This is a genomic window from Pleomorphovibrio marinus (assembly GCF_003347495.1).
In the GTDB taxonomy this organism is placed as follows: domain Bacteria; phylum Bacteroidota; class Bacteroidia; order Cytophagales; family Cyclobacteriaceae; genus Pleomorphovibrio; species Pleomorphovibrio marinus.
On sequence record NZ_QCXY01000008.1, the window covers coordinates 45,616 to 62,172 of the forward strand.

A 16,557-nucleotide genomic window follows, 5' to 3' on the forward strand; every position below is an offset into this window, starting at 1 on the left:
GATTTGAAAATTTAACTAACTATAGATTTCTTATGAAAAAGTATTTTATTACCTCACGAATATTGTTGGGGTTGATTCCGATGTTGGCCGTTTTGCTATTTCCGGCCTGTTCCGATGACGAACCAACGCCCGCTCCCCAGCCACAAACCATAGTGGATGTTGCCCAGAGTGCAGATCAATTTTCCATTTTGGTGGAAGCAGTGGTAAGGGCAGGATTAGTGGATGAACTTAGTGGTTCAGGCCCCTTTACAGTTTTTGCTCCTACGAACCAGGCTTTCAATGCGGCAGGTATAACCGATGTAAGTGCCGTTCCTGTAGAGGATCTTAGAAACATTTTACTGTACCATGTATTGTCAGGTAGGGTTTTGGCCAGTCAAGTCACTACGGGTGAAGTTCCTACTCTCTTGGAGGGAGCAAACTTGAGCGTAGTGGTAGCTGGGGGCAATGTTACTATCAATGAAAGTGCCAGTGTGGTCACTGCAGACATTGAAGCTAGCAATGGTGTGATTCATGCCATAGACAATGTACTTATGCCTCCCTCAGGGGGAGAAGAGAGTAACTCTATCGCCGACATTGTGATTGCCAATGAGGATTTCTCCATTTTACTTCAGGCTGTTTTAGAGGCAGGATTGGACGAAGCTCTACTGGAAGAAGGCCCATATACCGTATTTGCTCCCACAAACGCTGCTTTTGAAAGATTTTTGGCAGATGCTGGTATGAGTGCCGAGGAATTGCTTGCTAGTGACGACCTATCCACGATTTTATTATACCATGTATTGGGAGCAGAAGTACCTGCATCGGCTGTTGAAGCTGGAGCAGTAAGCACTTTGGCCGAGGTACCATTTTTTGTCAGTGTAGATCCTGATGGAGGAATATGGATTAACGGTAACGCCCAAATTGAGGATACGGACATAATGGCTGATAATGGGATTATCCATGTGATTGACTACGTTATTACCCCTCCAACCCAGTCGATAGCTGAAATTGCCGTTGAATTTTCTCAATCTGCCGAGCCTCAGTTTACCCAACTTGTGGGTGCATTACAAAGGGCTAATTTGGTAGATGCTGTAGGTGGAGGCTTTGAAGATAACCTTACCGTTTTTGCTCCAACTGATGCTGCATTTGAGGCCTTGTACGAGGTTTTGGAAGTAGATGGGTATGAGGATATAGATCTGGAATTGCTAACCGCTGTGCTCACCTACCACGTAGTGCCTGCAAGGTCGTTTTCCCAGGATTTGAGAGAAGGTTTGACATTACCTACACTTGAGGGTACTGAACTTACCGTTAACCTCAGCGATCTTGAAATCAACGATTCGGGCCTAGTTCCGGATTTACTTAATGTTCATGCCACCAATGGTGTTATCCATGTGATTGACCAGGTATTGTTGCCAGAATAAATAGTAAGATTAGTATTGAGTATGTTTAAAAGGCGGGTCAAAGATCCGCCTTTTTTTGGGTAAAGGGTTTATTCTCAGATTGGCTACCTTTTAAATAAGCGAATTAATCCGTAAGTGCTGATGGCCAAAAGTAGTAAAATGGCTATCCATTCCCATTCTTGTTTACCCTCACTGAAAGCCTGAAAAATGCCGGCTGCTAAAGTACCGGTAAAAAAAGCGATACTGGTTCGGGGAAGCATTCCCAAAAGACCCCACCAAACCACCTTTTTTATGGGGATATTCATTAAGGAAAACAGGATGTTGGACAAGGCAAAAGGAATTACGGGACTAAGTCGGATAAGGAAAATTAGGTGGGCAGGTTTTTCGGAATTGGTCTCTACCAGTTTTTTTGCCTTTGGGAATGGCTGAAGCAAAGGGTTTAATTGGTCCCTGGTGAAGACACTTCCTGTATAATAACCCAGTATGGTGCCCAGGGTATATGCAATAATGAGAAGTACAAAATATTCCCAGCCCCAAATAAGTCCGGTCAAAACGGAAACGAAGGTAGTGGGCAAAAGCGCAAGGCCCATAGCGGAAGCGCTTGCTATCACAAACAATAATGGTCGCCACCCTTGATTGGTTTCCAGCTCCCATGGCTTGATATCCAGTCCCAAAAGATAATTCAGGGTCAGCAATGCACCTATACTTGGCAAAGTAAGGGCATAGGCGACAGGGATAAAAACCCCAGGATGGCGTTGAAAAAGGAGGTGGAGTTGTTTGAAAATAGACGGGATTTTAATCATATTTGGACAAAGCTATAAAAGTTTTTGGGGGAATTGTCGGATCAAAGGACCTATAAGAAGGAACTTGTATATGCATTTCCCGAAATTTGCTGTTTATTGCAGCTTTGAAAACAACAAATACGTTTCACCTCTATGAAATTTGGCACAAAAGCTATCCATGCAGGCATTAAGCCGGACCCCTCCACTGGGGCTATTATGACACCCATCTTTCAAACCAGCACTTACGTTCAAAGATCCCCCGGAGACCATCAGGGGTATGAATATTCCCGGACACAAAACCCTACCAGAGCCGCACTTCAGGAGAATATTGCTGCCCTTGAAAACGGGAAGTTTGGACTTTGCTTTTCATCTGGAATGGCAGCAATAGACGCCATTGTCAAATTGCTGAATCCCGGCGACGAAGTTATAAGTACGAGTGATCTTTATGGAGGCACCTACAGGATATTCACAAAGGTGTTCCAAAGATTCGGCATAAAATTTCATTTTGTCCCTATGGATGAATTGGACCTTATTGCCGCCAAGGTGAATGATAAGACTAAAATGATTTGGGTAGAAACCCCTACCAACCCCATGATGCAAATTGTGGATATCAGGAAAGTTGCAGGATTGGCAAAGGAAAAGGGACTCCTTTTAGCCGTGGACAACACTTTTGCCACTCCCTTTTTGCAAAACCCCCTGGATTTAGGAGCGGATATCGTGATGCACTCTGTCACCAAGTACTTGGCAGGTCATTCGGATGTGGTGATGGGTGCTATCGTGGTAAACGATGCCAAGCTTGCTGAGGATTTGGCTTTTTTACAAAATTCTTGTGGAGGGGTTCCTGGCCCACAAGATTGCTTTTTGGTGCTAAGGGGCATCAAAACCCTGCATTTGCGGATGGAAAGGCACAGCCAGAATGGTAAAACCATTGCTGCTTTTCTGAAAAACCACCCGAAAGTAGAGAAAGTATTTTGGCCAGGTTTTGAAGATCACCCAAACCACAGAATTGCAGCGTCACAAATGAGGGACTTTGGAGGCATGATTTCCTTTACCCTAAAGGGAGATAAGCTTGCTGATGCCATCAAACTTATGGAAAACCTGAAATTGTTTTCCCTGGCCGAATCCCTGGGAGGGGTGGAGTCACTATGTGGACATCCCGCCACCATGACCCATGCCAGTATCCCCAAAAGCGAAAGGGAAAAAGTGGGACTTACCGATTCGCTTATCAGGCTAAGTGTGGGAATTGAAGACGCCGAGGATTTGAAAAATGACATGGCTACGGCGATGAATGCCATCTAGTTGCCCATCCTTTCGATCAAGGATTCCCAGTCTTTTTTTATTTTGAGGGTAAAGGCTTTTTGGTTTTTCCTTATTCCTTTCAATAATTTTAGATAAGGTTCGGCTATTTCTTCCTTATCCCGAAGGAAATGGCTGAGGTGCTGAAGCAACAGGTGACTTTTGTACCAATAATAGAGGTCTTTGGTAAGCTGGTCCATTTCTTGGAGTATATTTGGGGTGAAAACAGGGTTCAGGTTCATGGAAACCCTTATTTTCTCTACTTCTATAATAGCCTGCAAACCTTCATATATCTCCTTGATCCTCGTAGCATCGAGGTGTTGCTTTGCAGCATGATCCACCCCTTCCAATTCATCGTTAATAATCTGATGACTTGCTGTATTCACTTGTAAAGGGGTCAAGGATTGCGACCTTTTGGCCACTTGTAAAAAAAACTCCTCCCATACGCTCAAGGGAGTGGAAATGATCAGATCAAAAAGTTTGGCATAAACCCTCTTTTTATCCGAGAGGATAAAACGGCTATACTCCAGATATTTTCCATTCACCGAAGCTACATTGCTGATAAAGGCTTCTTCAATGATCTTGATATGGTGCGCTTTCTTCAGGTTTTTAAGCAGATCTTCAAATGGAGAGAAGATTTTGCTGACCAACCTTTTTTCCTCAAAATGTATCTTTGCCAAAAGGTTTAAATAGAGGCCACAGGCAAAAAGCCTGCTTTCCAAGGGGATGACCTTTTTTGATTTAATTTTCTTGGCAAGCTCCAGAAATAGGGCTTTAGCTACATCCATTTGAAGTTCAAAATGGTGAAGCAAGGTCTTTTGCTCAGTTTCCATGGCTATTGAATTTTAACCCGGGTAGCGCCATAACCAAAATTACTTTTGTGGGCGTCTTGAAAATATTCGATATGCTTCAATCCACTCAGGCGCTTGTGGATTTCCCTTCGCAATACTCCGTTTCCAATTCCATGGATAAACGTAATTTCATCACTGCCGGAAACAATGGCAAGATTAATGTTTTTTTCGAAGGCCTCAAGTTGAAGCCTTAATTTTTCTGAATTGCTCAGCTGCTGGTGATTTGGTTCAATTTTCTCAATGTGCAAGTCCACTTCAGCTGGGGGGCGGCTAGAGGTACCCGAGCTTACTACATGGGGTTCTTCCTCGTTGAGGGACTGGTTCAGTGCCTTTATATCCAAGGGCTTGGTATGTTCGTTAAGTTGGAAGACATAAGCCTCTTTTTCCATAAGCGGTGCTTTCTTTTTGCTTTTGAAAAAGGCGGAGGCCTTAAATTTAACCTTTCTTTCGAATGGTGCTAAAGTTATCTCCATTCGCTGGTTGAGTGGGATAAACTGAAAATGAAGAGTTGGCCACGACTCAAAATCTTTAATGGACCTCTCATCGATTCTTTGATGTTGCTTGGATTTTAAGACCCCCGCAGACAAAGTTTTTGAATTAGCACCATGGGTTTCAGCTACATAAAATAAAATATCCTTTTCCTGGTTGTTGATCAAATGCACGCCATGATGCTGGTCATTATAGGGAAGGTATGCCAAAAACACCCCAAATTGGGCCTGATCTTTACTATCGCGCCTGACTTTCGGCTCCCATACCTCCTCCTTTACTTCTTTTGTGCCAAAGTGATCCCGTTCTGCTTGGTGGATGAGCACCACTTCTGACTTGAGGGCAGGTATTCTGAACCCTTCCTCAATTTCAATTTCCACTTGACCACCGGGTGACAGTTTGGTGATTACCCCTTCCTCAGTACCCCTGAGAAGTCTTACCCTGTCTCCAATATTCATAATTTTAGGAAGTTATTTGTAGTATCAAATTAGTCATTATTCCGGTTATCTATAAGTACCACTGAAATCGAGCATGAGGAGAACCCCTCCTAGGTATTGCGAGATTCTCCCGAAACGAGTCCCCCGAAGCAAGTTCGGGCAGACAGGGGCAGGCTGGGACAAGATATGGCCACTATCCATATATTAAACCAGCAGTTCTTTGTTGAGCAGTACTTGGATAATAGTTTCCATTATTTAGTGAGGCACAATATATGCCAACTTTTTATTTCAGAAAGGCCTTGATGGTGTCCACCACCGCCTGCGGCTGCTCCGCATGAAGCCAATGACCGGCATTTTTGATATGAATTACATGGTTTTCCGGGAAATACTTGTCAATATCCTCCCGGTCCTTATCCTGGATATAGTCCGAATTTGCGCCACCCATAAATAGAGTCACCCCTTCGAAGGTATTCTTACTTGTAATGGCCTCTCCCACGTTTTCAATTTTTTCGGTGATCACAGGAAGGTTTATTTTCCAGGCAAAGCTACCATTGTTTCTGGTGAGGCTTTTAAGGAGAAACTGCCGGATGCCTGCTTCGGGAATATGGGCTTTCATCGCCTCCTCGGCTTCGTTTCTTGTTTTTATTTTTTCCAAATCCACGGCATTTAACCCCTCCAGAATAGTTTGGTGATGAATGGGATATTCTCTGGGAGCCATGTCCGCGATGATCAATCTGTCCACCTTTTCCGGGTAACTGAGGGCAAAATTCATGGCAGTCTTCCCACCCATGGAGTGCCCCATAAGATGCGCTTTTTCCAGCCCCTGCTCCGTCATCCACTCCTTAAGGTCTTCTACCATCACCTGGTAATCCCATTCTTCTGCATGTCCAGAATCACCATGGTTACGCTGGTCAACAAGAAAAAGGGTGAATTCTTTTTCCAAACTTTTGGCAATGCTCATCCAGTTATCAGCAGAGCCAAAAAGCCCGTGCAGTATGATGAGTGGAGGGCCTTCGCCCGATTTTCTAAAGTTGAGTTGCATGTGTTTGTAATTGGTTTTTAACGGCACTTTCGAAAACTATCGAAAGGAATCTCGACATGATAATCCCTCGGTGTATTACTGTATGCATGTTCGACTTCATCAAGTTTAAAGTAGGTGGATTGGATAAAAGCTAAGGTCCCTTTAGGACTCAAGTTGTCTTCTGTACATTTGGATGGTGTTTTCCAGGCCATAGTAAAGGGCGTCGCAAATGAGAGCATGCCCAATGGAAACTTCATCCATAAAAGGGATTTTTTCCTTGAGAAATTTCAAATTATGCAAATCAAGGTCATGGCCGGCGTTTATTCCCAAGCCTAGTTCTTTAGCCAGATTGGCCACTGTGACGTAGGGGGCAACGGCCTTTTCTTTGTCTTGGTGAAAGTGGCTTGCATAGGGCTCTGTATAAAGTTCCACTCTGTCCGTTCCTGTTGTTTTTGCGGGTTCGAAGTATTTTGGGTCGGGATTGATAAAAATAGAGGTTCTTACACCGGTTTCCTGCAACTCTGCAATGATGTCCTTAAGCATTCCTTGGAAAGTAATGGTGTCCCAACCGGTATTGGAGGTAAGAGCCTCTGGTGGGTCCGGCACCAAAGTAGCTTGATGAGGTTTGGCCAACCGGACTATTTCCATGTATCTCTTATCTGGGTAACCCTCTATGTTAAATTCCGTAGTTACTGTGTCCTTGAGTGCCATCACATCATCATAACGGATATGCCTTTCGTCCGGTCTTGGGTGGATAGTGATTCCCTGGGCACCGAATCTTTCGGCATCCTTGGCTACTTGGATAAGGTCGGGGTTATTGCCTCCCCTTGCGTTTCTTAGGGTGGCCACTTTATTAATATTTACGCTGAGTTTCGTCATATTGTAAATTATCCGTTAATTTTGTGAGCTTCGCAGACTCAAATATACGCCAAGCCTGCGACAAAAATAGGGCAATTCTTAGAGATTCGCCCGATCAAGTATGAATTGAAAACATGAATGGTGGTTGTCACGTTCCACCTTTATCCGCTTTAATGATGAGTTTAAAACAAAACATTGAATCCGAAATCAAGGAGGCCATGCGCTCAAAAGACCGCGACAGGCTTCGCGCCCTAAGGGCCATCAAGTCACTGATACTTCTGGAAGAAACCAAAGGGTCAGAAAAGGGAATTTCCGAAGAGGAGGAACTGAAGCTTTTGACTAAGGCTGCCAAACAAAGAAGGGAGTCTGCAGAAATCTTTCAGCAGCAAAACCGGAATGATCTGGCCGAACTGGAACTGGGGGAGCTTAGCGTTATCGAGGAGTTTTTGCCCAAGCAACTGAGTGAAGAGGAACTAGAAAAGGAGCTGAAGATAATCCTGCAGGAAGTAGGAGCTTCCGGCCCTCAGGATATGGGGAAGGCAATGGGTGCGGCCACTAAAAAGCTGGCCGGCAGGGCAGATGGCAAAGCTATTTCTCAAAAAGTCAAAGAGCTGCTCGCCTAATTATTGAGTTCCGTAGATATTCTGATATTGGTCCTGCTCTGCATTGGGGGCTATAGCGGCTTTAGACAGGGGCTCTTTATTGGGCTGCTTTCCATACTCGCTTTTTTTATCGGAATAGTAGTGGCCTTCAGGTTTATGCATTGGGGTGCCGAAATGCTTTCGGAAAGGGTGCAGAGTCTTAGTTTTATGCTGCCTTTTGTTTCCTTTGTGATTATTTTTCTTGTGGTCACGGTATCTATCCGGATTCTGGCATATATCCTGAAAAGGGTACTTTATTTAACCCTTCTTGGAGCTTTCGATAGTTTTGCGGGAGCCTTGCTGGGAATGGTGAAATGGGCCATCATGATAAGTCTCTTGTTTTGGGTAGCACATGCCTTTGAGTTTCATTTACCAGAACAAATGACAAAGGGGTCTGTGTTGTTCCCAATAATTTTACCAGTGGCTCCCACATTGGTCAGTCTCCTGGATAATTATACGCCCATAATTGAAACCACCATAGCCACTATTAGGGATATGGTTAACTCCAGTTCAGGTGATACTACTAATTGATAATTTTGATTCTTTCTCCCATATGCTGGCCGATTATCTTCGAAGGACCGGTGTGGCTCTGGAGGTAGTAAGGAACAATGTGGACCTGGAAGACCTCAAGGACAAGAGATATTCTGGACTGGTACTTTCTCCGGGTCCAGGTAGGCCAGAGGATGCAGGGAACTTGTTGTCCATTTTGGACTATTTTCATGATAAGCTGCCTGTTCTAGGGGTTTGTTTGGGGCACCAGGCAATTGGCCACTACTTTGGAGCCCAATTAAGGGAAGGAAATAAACCCATGCATGGCAAGGTGCGTTTCGTCACTCAGGTAAGCCTTCCCAAGGTGTTTCAGCATATCCCTAACCGGTTTCAGGTGACCAGGTATCATTCCCTGGTGCTAGATAAGTTGCCCGACTGCCTAAAACTTACCCTGGAAGGCCCTGAGGGGGAGGTAATGGGGATTAAACATCTTACCTTACCCATCATGGGCATTCAATTTCACCCGGAGGCTCACCTTACCGAATACGGAGAGCAAATGATTGCACACTGGGTGTCTACTTTTACGGAAACCTTTGAAAAGGCAATTCTATTGGATTAAGGCTTTTTTAAGAAAAATACCTGTCTTTGAACATTGGGTGGTTGTGTCCCGTTTTATTTTTTAGTACATTTTGATAACTTTAGGAGATATATGCAAGCCTACGAATTTATTAATAATCTGATCCCTCCCTTAAAATTCACTGATAAGGTGAAAATGGCATTGGTATGGATGGAGGAAATCCGGACAGATGTATTGCCAGTGGTGCATGAGGGGAAATTTTTGGGGCTGATTACCGATGATATGATTTATGAAATCAACAATCCCGAGCTAAGCATAGAAGAAGTGGAGCTTTTGGCCCAAAACTGCTTTGTCTATTTGGACAGGCACATCTATGAGGTGTTGCGTGTTTCTTCCGAAAACCAGACCTCCATGGTGGCAGTAATAGACAGGGATATGGTTTACCATGGGGTGGTTACCATTGAAGATGCCATTTCCGCCTTTACCAATTCGATTTCCATTCAATCTCAGGGAGGAGTACTGATACTTTCGATGTTTATGACCGACTATAGCCTGTATGACATTGCAAGGATAGTAGAGTCTGAAAACGCGAAAATTTTGAGCAGTTTCATTTCCAGTGACCCCTTGGACGACAGCAAGATTAAAGTTACACTCAAAATAGACCAGGTAGAACTTCGCCATATTAAGGCCACTCTGGAACGATTTGGATATAAAGTAATTGACCATTATCAGGAAGACGCAGGTATCTCCAGTGATCAGGACCGTTTGGGCAACCTGCTGCGATTTTTGGATATTTAACTACCCTCATGAAGGTAATACTCCACGGCCTAGGTTTTGCCCCCGAATTTAAACCTTATATAGAGAAGTTGATCCACTTACTCCGAGACCATGAATTTCAATTGTACATCACACCAAGATTCAGGAAATCTGTAAGCTCTTGGAATCTTCCCACCAAGGGGTTCGAAGTTCTGGAAACCAGGGAGGAAATTAGCCAAATGGATATATTTGTCTCCATAGGTGGGGATGGGACCTTATTGGATGCGGTTTGTATGGTAGGGGAGTATGAAATCCCCATTATGGGAATAAACACGGGTAGGCTAGGATTCTTGTCCACCATTGCCAAGGATGATTTAAAGATGGCGGTAAAGGTACTTGCAGAAAAGGCATATGACCTTGAATCCCGTGCCTTAGTGAGGCTGGAAGCCGGGGCAGATATATTTGGGGGGCTTAATTTCGGTCTTAATGAATTCACCATCCATAAGCGGGATACCTCTTCCATGATCACAGTGCACACTTATTTGGACGGAGAGTATCTGAATAGCTATTGGGCAGATGGCCTAATCGTCTCTACCCCTACAGGCAGCACGGGTTATTCCCTTAGCTGCGGGGGGCCGCTCATCAGTCCTGCTGCCAAAAATTTCGTGATTACTCCCGTGAGCCCGCACAACCTTAACGTAAGACCTATGGTGGTTTCCGACGAAAGCGAAATCACCTTTAAAATTGAAGGAAGAAGCGAAAAATTCTTGGTATCTTTGGATTCCAGATCCACAGCTATTGACGCATCTATTGGGTTGAAAATCAGAAAAGAATCGTTTGTTGCCAAACTAGTGAAATGTCACGATTACAGTTTCTTTGACACCCTAAGACAGAAACTAAATTGGGGATTTGACATGAGAAACTAGTTTTAACAAAATTTAACCCGTCAAATAATAGACCTGGTTTTTTATTCGTTTGGTTAGTTATAAATTGCATCAACTTGAGGTATAAGCTACGTAATACATTTACCTGTTTGGGTTGCTTGTTGGTCTGGTTCTTTCATACCGGCCAGGCAAGCGCGCAGCAGTACGAAGTGGGATTTGGCCTGGGGGGCGCCACTTACACCGGCGACATTATCCGGAGAATTGACCCCACCCAGATAGGACTTCAAGGGACGTTGTTTGGCAGACGAAATTTTGACAATGCGTGGACCCTCAGGGCAGGCATATCTGTGGCAAGGCTAAATGCAGCGGATAGTGTACGGCCCATTGACCCTGTGGCACTTTCCAGGAATGCCTATTTTAATGGGACAATGCTGGAGGCATCGGCAGTGATGGAGTTCCATTTTATTGATTATCTTGCCTACCAATCCAGGCACCGATATTCCCCCTATGGATTCTTCGGACTTGGATATGGGATGTTTTTTGGGAATGGGATGGCTTTTCAGGCTGATCCTTCTGACCAAAGATACAGGGCAGGGACCCCGGTGATACCCTTTGGTATGGGGATAAAATACAAATTAAAAGACCGACTTTTCCTTTCTCTTGAAGCAGGAATAAGGGCGACCTTCACAGACAATCTGGATAAAATTAACAATGAGGAAATCTATTATCCCAGGTTTGTAGACAACCCCGACACCGGAGAACCAATGGTAAACCCCAACGCCTTTAATTTTGGCAACATAGCGGACAGGGATTGGTATTATTTTTTGGGAATCAGCCTCAGTTATTCCTTTCACCAAGTAAAATGCTTTAACTAGCTTTAACGATTAATAATTAGCCGTTAAGGTAGAATTTACAAAAAGAATGATCATTTTTGTACCTCGAAAAATGATTGGCTAGGATTGTGCGTTAGAATGAAGGATAAACTGGACCATAGTAAAATTCCCCAACATATAGCTATAATCATGGATGGAAATGGCCGTTGGGCTCAAAAAAAAGGAGCCATGCGGATATTTGGTCACAAGAATGCCATGACTGCAGTAAGGGAATCCATAGAGGCAGCTGCAGAGCTAGGTGTGAAATACATCACTCTTTATGCATTCTCGACGGAAAATTGGTCCAGGCCCCAAGATGAAATTGAAGCATTAATGGAACTGCTAGTGCAGGCCATTAAAGATGAGGTACCCACCATGATGAAGAACAACATCCGGCTAAATAGCATTGGGGACGTCCAAAGCCTCCCTTCTAAGTGCCAGCAGCACTTGGAATGGAGCAAAAATGAGACCAAGAGCAATACCGGACTCACCGTAGTTTTGGCCCTTAGCTACAGCGGACGATGGGAAATCACGGAAGCGGTTAAAGAAATTGTCAAAAAAGTAGATCAAGGGACACTGAAAAGTGAAGAAATTACCCCGGGTTTGATTGGGGAATATTTGAATACGTCAAATATTCCAGACCCGGAATTATTGATAAGAACTAGTGGGGAGCTGCGGATAAGCAATTTCATGCTTTGGCAGCTGGCCTACACCGAGCTGTATTTTACAGAGGTGCTTTGGCCGGACTTCCGTAAAGAGCACCTTCATGAAGCTATACTGGCTTACCAAAGGCGTGAACGACGATTTGGAAAGACAGGGGCGCAGATTAAACCTTAAAAGTTGATGAAAAGAAGTTTATTTATCCTTTTACTATTGCTTCTGGCGGGGATTGCAGAAGCCCAAATCCGTTTGGGGCAAAGCAGGTACGCGCGTCAACAGCCCGTAAACATCATAGATCTGGATTATTCAGATCCTAAGAAATTCCGGATCGCTGAGATTAAGGCAGTAGGTCTTGCCACATTGGACGAAACCGCCATTATATCCTTGGCCGGCTTAAGGGTGGATGATGAAATCACTGTCCCAGGCGATGCAATTTCCACTGCCTTGAAAAAACTATGGAGACAAGGTATCATCGGTGACGTAAAGATACTGGTCACCAAAATAGAAGGGGATGACATTCATTTACTGCTGGATCTCACGGAGAGGCCTAGGTTTAGCCGGGTAGAATTTACAGGGGTAAATAAAACGCAAGAAGGAGAACTAAAGGATAAGGTATCCATTAGGGGTAGGGTAGTAAGGGATGACCTGCTCAATAATGCCCAGAGAAATATTAAGGATTACTTCGTGGATAAGGGCTTCCTGAATACCGAAGTAAAGGTGATCCAGGAAAGGGATACCACCCTTCCCAATTCAGTGAAGTTGCGTTTTGAGGTGGACAAGAAGTCAAAGGTCAGGATCAACGAAATTAAGATTGCGGGCAACGAAAATATTCCCGATGCCAAAGTGAAAAAAAGAATGAAAGGCACCAACGAGCATGCCAGGGTTTATTTTTTCAAGGATTTGGTGTCTAGGCTCCTTAATATCACCCCAAAAAGGGCCAAAGAAGTGGTGGTGTACAGAAATCCCGTCACAGAGGAAGAAATCAAGGAATATATACACAAAAACTTTAAGCTGAATTTCTTCAGTGGGTCCAAGTTTGTGCGGAATGACTACCGCGATGACAAACGGAAGGTGATTGACTTCTACAACAGCCGAGGATACAGGGATGCGGAAATTTTAAGGGATTCCGTCTACAGTTTTGACCAGGACCGGATTAATATTGATCTTGACATTGAGGAAGGCAGGCAATACTATTACAGAAACATCAGTTTTTCCGGGAATTATATCCATGCCGATGAGGTGCTTCTGGCAAAACTAGGCATCTACAAGGGAGATGTATATAATAAAGAAAAGCTGGACAAGCGGCTCAATTACGATCCACAGAGAGGGGATGATGTAAGTTCCCTCTATCAGGATGACGGTTACCTCTTTTTCACCATTGATCCCGTGGAAATAAATGTGGAGGCAGATTCCATAGATATAGAAATGAGGATTTTTGAGGGGCCACAGGTTACGGTAAACAGTGTTTCCATTGAGGGTAATGAACGTACCAGTGACCACGTGGTCATGCGTGAAATACGAATACTTCCCGGGCAAAAGTTCAACAGGAGTGCCTTGGTAAGGACTATCAGGGAGCTTTCCCAGATCGGATATTTCGACCCGGAAAACATAGAACCCGACATGCGTCCCAATTTTGAGGAGGCCACTGTGGATATCGTTTTTAAACTTGAGGAGCGGCCTAATGACCAAATTGAACTTTCCGGCGGCTGGGGAGGCTTGTTTGGATTCGTGGGAACGGTAGGATTGAGTTTCAACAACTTTTCCATTCGAAATATCAAGGACTTCAGCAAGTGGAGGCCCTTGCCAACGGGAGACGGCCAGAAACTTAGTTTAAGGGTGCAGGCCAATGGAAGAAGCTTTCAAAATTACAGCATATCCTTATCTGAACCCTGGTTTGGAGGAAAAAAGCCAAATGCACTTAGTATAAGTTTTAACCACTCTGTACAAAGACAACTGGATTTTTTCAACCAAATGAACCCCATGCAAGAACTTGGGTCCTTCAAGATCACTGGTGCCACGATTGGGTTAGCAAAAAGGGTAACATGGCCGGATGATTACTTCCAGATAAGTAATTCCCTGCAGTTCCAAGTATATGATTTTGACGAATACGGCAATTTCTTTGGGCTTACCTATAATACAGGGATGGCCAGGAGTGTGGCCTTGAATACCACTGTAACCAGAAATAATATAGACAACCCCATCTATCCAAGGTTTGGGTCAAACATCACCTTGAGCGCTACCTTGACCCCCCCTTATACCTCCATGAACCCCAATGTCAATAGGGAATCATCAGATGAGGAGAAATACGCTTGGTTGGAATACCACAAATGGATGTTTGATGCATCTTTGTACACACCCCTTTTTGGCTCTAACAAGTTGGTACTGAGCGCAAGGACTCATATGGGATTTGTGGGGTCTTATGGAAACGAGATAGGGATTATTCCACTTGAGCGATTTGTACTTGGGGGAGATGGCATGAATATGATGAACTTTGCCTTAGGCCAAGAAATCATTGGCTTAAGAGGATATGAGAATCAGTCCATTACACCGGGTAGGGACTTCAGGGGTCAACCAGGGGCTCCCATTCCCTATGGAGGTGTGGTATATAACAAGCATGTGATGGAGTTGCGGTTCCTGGTATCCCCCAACCCATCGGCTACAATTTTCCTCCTTGGATTTGCAGAGGCCGGCAACAACTGGGGCAACTATGGTGACTTTAATCCGTATGACCTCAAGAAGTCGGCCGGGTTTGGTGCCAGGATATTTATGCCAGCCTTTGGGTTGTTGGGGATTGACTGGGGGTATGGTTTCGATGCCGTTCCGTCCTTAGCGAACCCCAATCCCGGACCGAGTGGAGGAATGTTTCACTTTACCATTGGACAGCAATTCAGATAATTATGGAAAAATGCCTGAAATTGTTACTTTTGCTCCTTCTTTTCTCGGCAGGGGCAAAGGCACAGAAAGTAGGCTATGTGGATACGGAGTTTATCTTGAACAAGCATCCGGAGTACAAGCAGATTCAGGATGAGCTGCAGGCCTTGGGGGATGAATGGAAAAAAGAGGCACAAAAATTGGAGAGTGAGATAAAGGAACTCTACAATGACCTCAAGGCAGAGGAAGTCTTGCTCACTGAGGAAATGTACGAGGAGAGAATGGCAGTGATCAAGGAAAAAGAAAAGGCGGCAACCGCCTTCAAAAACAGGATTTTTGGGGTAAAGGGGCAGTTTTATCAGAAGCAGACAGAATTGTTGCAACCGCTGCAATCCAAGGTGTATGATGCCATTGACAGGGTGTCGAAGAGGAACAACATCGCTATGCTCTTTGACAAGGCTTCCAGCCCAACGGCTATTATTTACACCGATCCCAGGCATGATTACACCGAATTTGTATTGGAAGAATTAGGATTAGAAGACGAAAACGAATAAATAACAAAAATTAACATTATGAAAGCAAGAATCATCCTATCAGCATTTGCTATGCTATGCGTTGGATTTGTAGCCTCGGCGCAAGAAATGAAAGTCGGATATACCAATGTACAGTATATCATGAGCTTGATGCCAGAAATGGAACAAATAGATGCTGATATTCAAGATTATAGCAATCAATTGGGGCAGCAGATGCAGACCAAAAGTCAGGATTTCCAACGGCAGGTGCAAACCTTCCAACAATCCGCAGAAACAATGACCGAAGATGCTATGAACCAGAAGAGACAAGAACTGGCAAAGCTGGAACAAGATCTTCAAAAGTTCAGGGAGGATGCCCAGACTTCCTACCAGCGGAAGTTGCAGGAGCTTTTGGAGCCGGTGCAGGAAAAGGTGTTTAACGCCATCAATTCAGTAGCGGCTGAGAACAACTATACTCACGTGTTTTCAGAGGGTACTGAAAATGGTTCCCCAATCCTGCTCTATACCAAAGATGACGATCCGTTTACAGAGTTGGTGTTGGAGAAACTTGGCATAGAAGATACAGGTGCTGAAGGTGTAACCCCAGGACAGTAATTTGAAATTTAATAGTATAGGCCCGCAAGGATATTGCGGGCTTTTTTTTATTTTTGAAATTATTATTAACAGTTTTAAAACCTTTTCACTATGACTATTTTAATGGGATTGCTGACAAGTTTGATTTTGTTTCCTACCCAATGGGTAGATGATCAGCAAGAGTATGTAGGGTATGACCTGGAGGCCTCTGAGGTGGTTTGCCATAAGACCGATAACGGACAACGGTATTTTTCCTACCGCATATCGAATGTTGGAGATATAGATGCTCCCGAGGGGAGCTATATGGTCTTTTTTAAAGTAAACGGAAAGATGGTCAGCTTTGACACCGATACTGACGGGCTTGAGGCAGGAAAGAGTGTAGTGTATACCTCTGGCGTAAAATTCAGCCCCTTCCATAAAAAGGGTAGGCTAAAATATCGCTTGATTATTAATTCTAAAGACGCCAATAAAGAAAATAATAAGAGGAAGGGAGAAATCCTTCTCTGACCGGTTCAGTTTGACCGTGATTATGATGATTTCTTGCGACAAGCCTCTATAAATCCTGGATCATAGCGGACCAATCAGGTTAGCTAG

Annotated in this window: 18 protein-coding genes; 13 read left to right on the top strand and 5 right to left on the bottom strand. The window is 44.2% G+C overall.

Features of this window, described 5'->3' with window-relative positions:
* Positions 1-32 precede the first annotated feature (32 nt).
* Positions 33-1,397, top strand: a complete 1,365-nt coding sequence (locus tag DB520_RS18150) for a fasciclin domain-containing protein (protein ID WP_114751201.1) — start codon at positions 33-35, stop codon at positions 1,395-1,397.
* 83 nt (positions 1,398-1,480) lie between these two features.
* Here the strand turns inward: DB520_RS18150 and DB520_RS18155 are convergent, their stop codons facing one another.
* On the bottom strand, positions 1,481-2,179 hold the full coding sequence (locus DB520_RS18155; RefSeq protein ID WP_114751202.1) for a TVP38/TMEM64 family protein: 699 nt from the start codon (positions 2,177-2,179) through the stop codon (positions 1,481-1,483).
* Between the two features lie 132 nt (positions 2,180-2,311).
* On the opposite strand from DB520_RS18155, the gene DB520_RS18160 reads away from it, so the two are divergent.
* Entirely contained in the window at positions 2,312-3,457 is a 1,146-nt protein-coding gene (locus DB520_RS18160) for a cystathionine gamma-synthase (RefSeq protein ID WP_114751203.1), read from the top strand.
* Here DB520_RS18160 and DB520_RS18165 read toward each other — a convergent pair.
* The 4 genes from DB520_RS18165 to DB520_RS18180 all read right to left on the bottom strand — a co-directional run bounded on the left by DB520_RS18165 (position 3,454) and on the right by DB520_RS18180 (position 7,128).
* Positions 3,454-4,287 carry a hypothetical protein gene (locus DB520_RS18165; protein ID WP_114751204.1) on the bottom strand — a complete coding sequence of 278 codons (834 nt, stop codon included), beginning with the start codon at positions 4,285-4,287 and terminating at the stop codon, positions 3,454-3,456. The genes DB520_RS18160 and DB520_RS18165 overlap by 4 nt on opposite strands.
* A 2-nt stretch (positions 4,288-4,289) precedes the next feature.
* Positions 4,290-5,249, bottom strand: a complete 960-nt coding sequence (locus tag DB520_RS18170; RefSeq protein WP_114751205.1) for a Smr/MutS family protein — start codon at positions 5,247-5,249, stop codon at positions 4,290-4,292.
* Between the two features lie 262 nt (positions 5,250-5,511).
* On the bottom strand, positions 5,512-6,270 hold the full coding sequence (locus DB520_RS18175; protein WP_114751206.1) for an alpha/beta fold hydrolase: 759 nt from the start codon (positions 6,268-6,270) through the stop codon (positions 5,512-5,514).
* Positions 6,271-6,411: 141 nt separating this feature from the next.
* Positions 6,412-7,128: a pyridoxine 5'-phosphate synthase gene (locus DB520_RS18180; protein WP_114751207.1), complete on the bottom strand. Its 717-nt coding sequence runs from the start codon at positions 7,126-7,128 to the stop codon at positions 6,412-6,414.
* A gap of 155 nt (positions 7,129-7,283) precedes the next feature.
* Between DB520_RS18180 and DB520_RS18185 the strand changes: the two genes are divergently transcribed.
* From DB520_RS18185 to DB520_RS18235, 11 genes are all read left to right on the top strand, one after another.
* Positions 7,284-7,730, top strand: coding sequence for a GatB/YqeY domain-containing protein (locus DB520_RS18185; RefSeq protein ID WP_114751208.1), 447 nt, complete (start codon positions 7,284-7,286; stop codon positions 7,728-7,730).
* A gap of 3 nt (positions 7,731-7,733) precedes the next feature.
* Positions 7,734-8,279: a CvpA family protein gene (locus DB520_RS18190; protein ID WP_114751209.1), complete on the top strand. Its 546-nt coding sequence runs from the start codon at positions 7,734-7,736 to the stop codon at positions 8,277-8,279.
* Positions 8,263-8,856 (top strand): anthranilate synthase component II, encoded by a 594-nt coding sequence (locus tag DB520_RS18195; protein WP_114751210.1) that lies wholly within the window; start codon positions 8,263-8,265, stop codon positions 8,854-8,856. The genes DB520_RS18190 and DB520_RS18195 overlap by 17 nt, the downstream gene beginning before the upstream one ends.
* Before the next feature lie 90 nt (positions 8,857-8,946).
* Positions 8,947-9,612 (top strand): CBS domain-containing protein, encoded by a 666-nt coding sequence (locus DB520_RS18200; RefSeq protein ID WP_114751211.1) that lies wholly within the window; start codon positions 8,947-8,949, stop codon positions 9,610-9,612.
* A gap of 8 nt (positions 9,613-9,620) precedes the next feature.
* Positions 9,621-10,496 (top strand): NAD kinase, encoded by an 876-nt coding sequence (locus tag DB520_RS18205; RefSeq protein ID WP_114751212.1) that lies wholly within the window; start codon positions 9,621-9,623, stop codon positions 10,494-10,496.
* Between the two features lie 74 nt (positions 10,497-10,570).
* Positions 10,571-11,329, top strand: coding sequence for a type IX secretion system protein PorG (porG, locus tag DB520_RS18210; protein ID WP_114751213.1), 759 nt, complete (start codon positions 10,571-10,573; stop codon positions 11,327-11,329).
* A 96-nt stretch (positions 11,330-11,425) separates the two neighbouring features.
* Positions 11,426-12,163, top strand: coding sequence for an isoprenyl transferase (locus tag DB520_RS18215; protein ID WP_114751214.1), 738 nt, complete (start codon positions 11,426-11,428; stop codon positions 12,161-12,163).
* Between the two features lie 6 nt (positions 12,164-12,169).
* On the top strand, positions 12,170-14,881 hold the full coding sequence (locus DB520_RS18220) for a BamA/OMP85 family outer membrane protein (RefSeq protein WP_114751215.1): 2,712 nt from the start codon (positions 12,170-12,172) through the stop codon (positions 14,879-14,881).
* 2 nt (positions 14,882-14,883) lie between these two features.
* A complete protein-coding gene (locus tag DB520_RS18225; RefSeq protein WP_114751216.1) occupies positions 14,884-15,411 on the top strand; it encodes an OmpH family outer membrane protein in 528 nt (175 codons plus the stop codon).
* Between the two features lie 18 nt (positions 15,412-15,429).
* Positions 15,430-15,984, top strand: coding sequence for an OmpH family outer membrane protein (locus DB520_RS18230; RefSeq protein ID WP_114751217.1), 555 nt, complete (start codon positions 15,430-15,432; stop codon positions 15,982-15,984).
* A 90-nt stretch (positions 15,985-16,074) separates the two neighbouring features.
* Positions 16,075-16,470, top strand: a complete 396-nt coding sequence (locus DB520_RS18235; RefSeq protein WP_232835053.1) for a hypothetical protein — start codon at positions 16,075-16,077, stop codon at positions 16,468-16,470.
* The last annotated feature ends 87 nt before the right edge of the window (positions 16,471-16,557 follow it).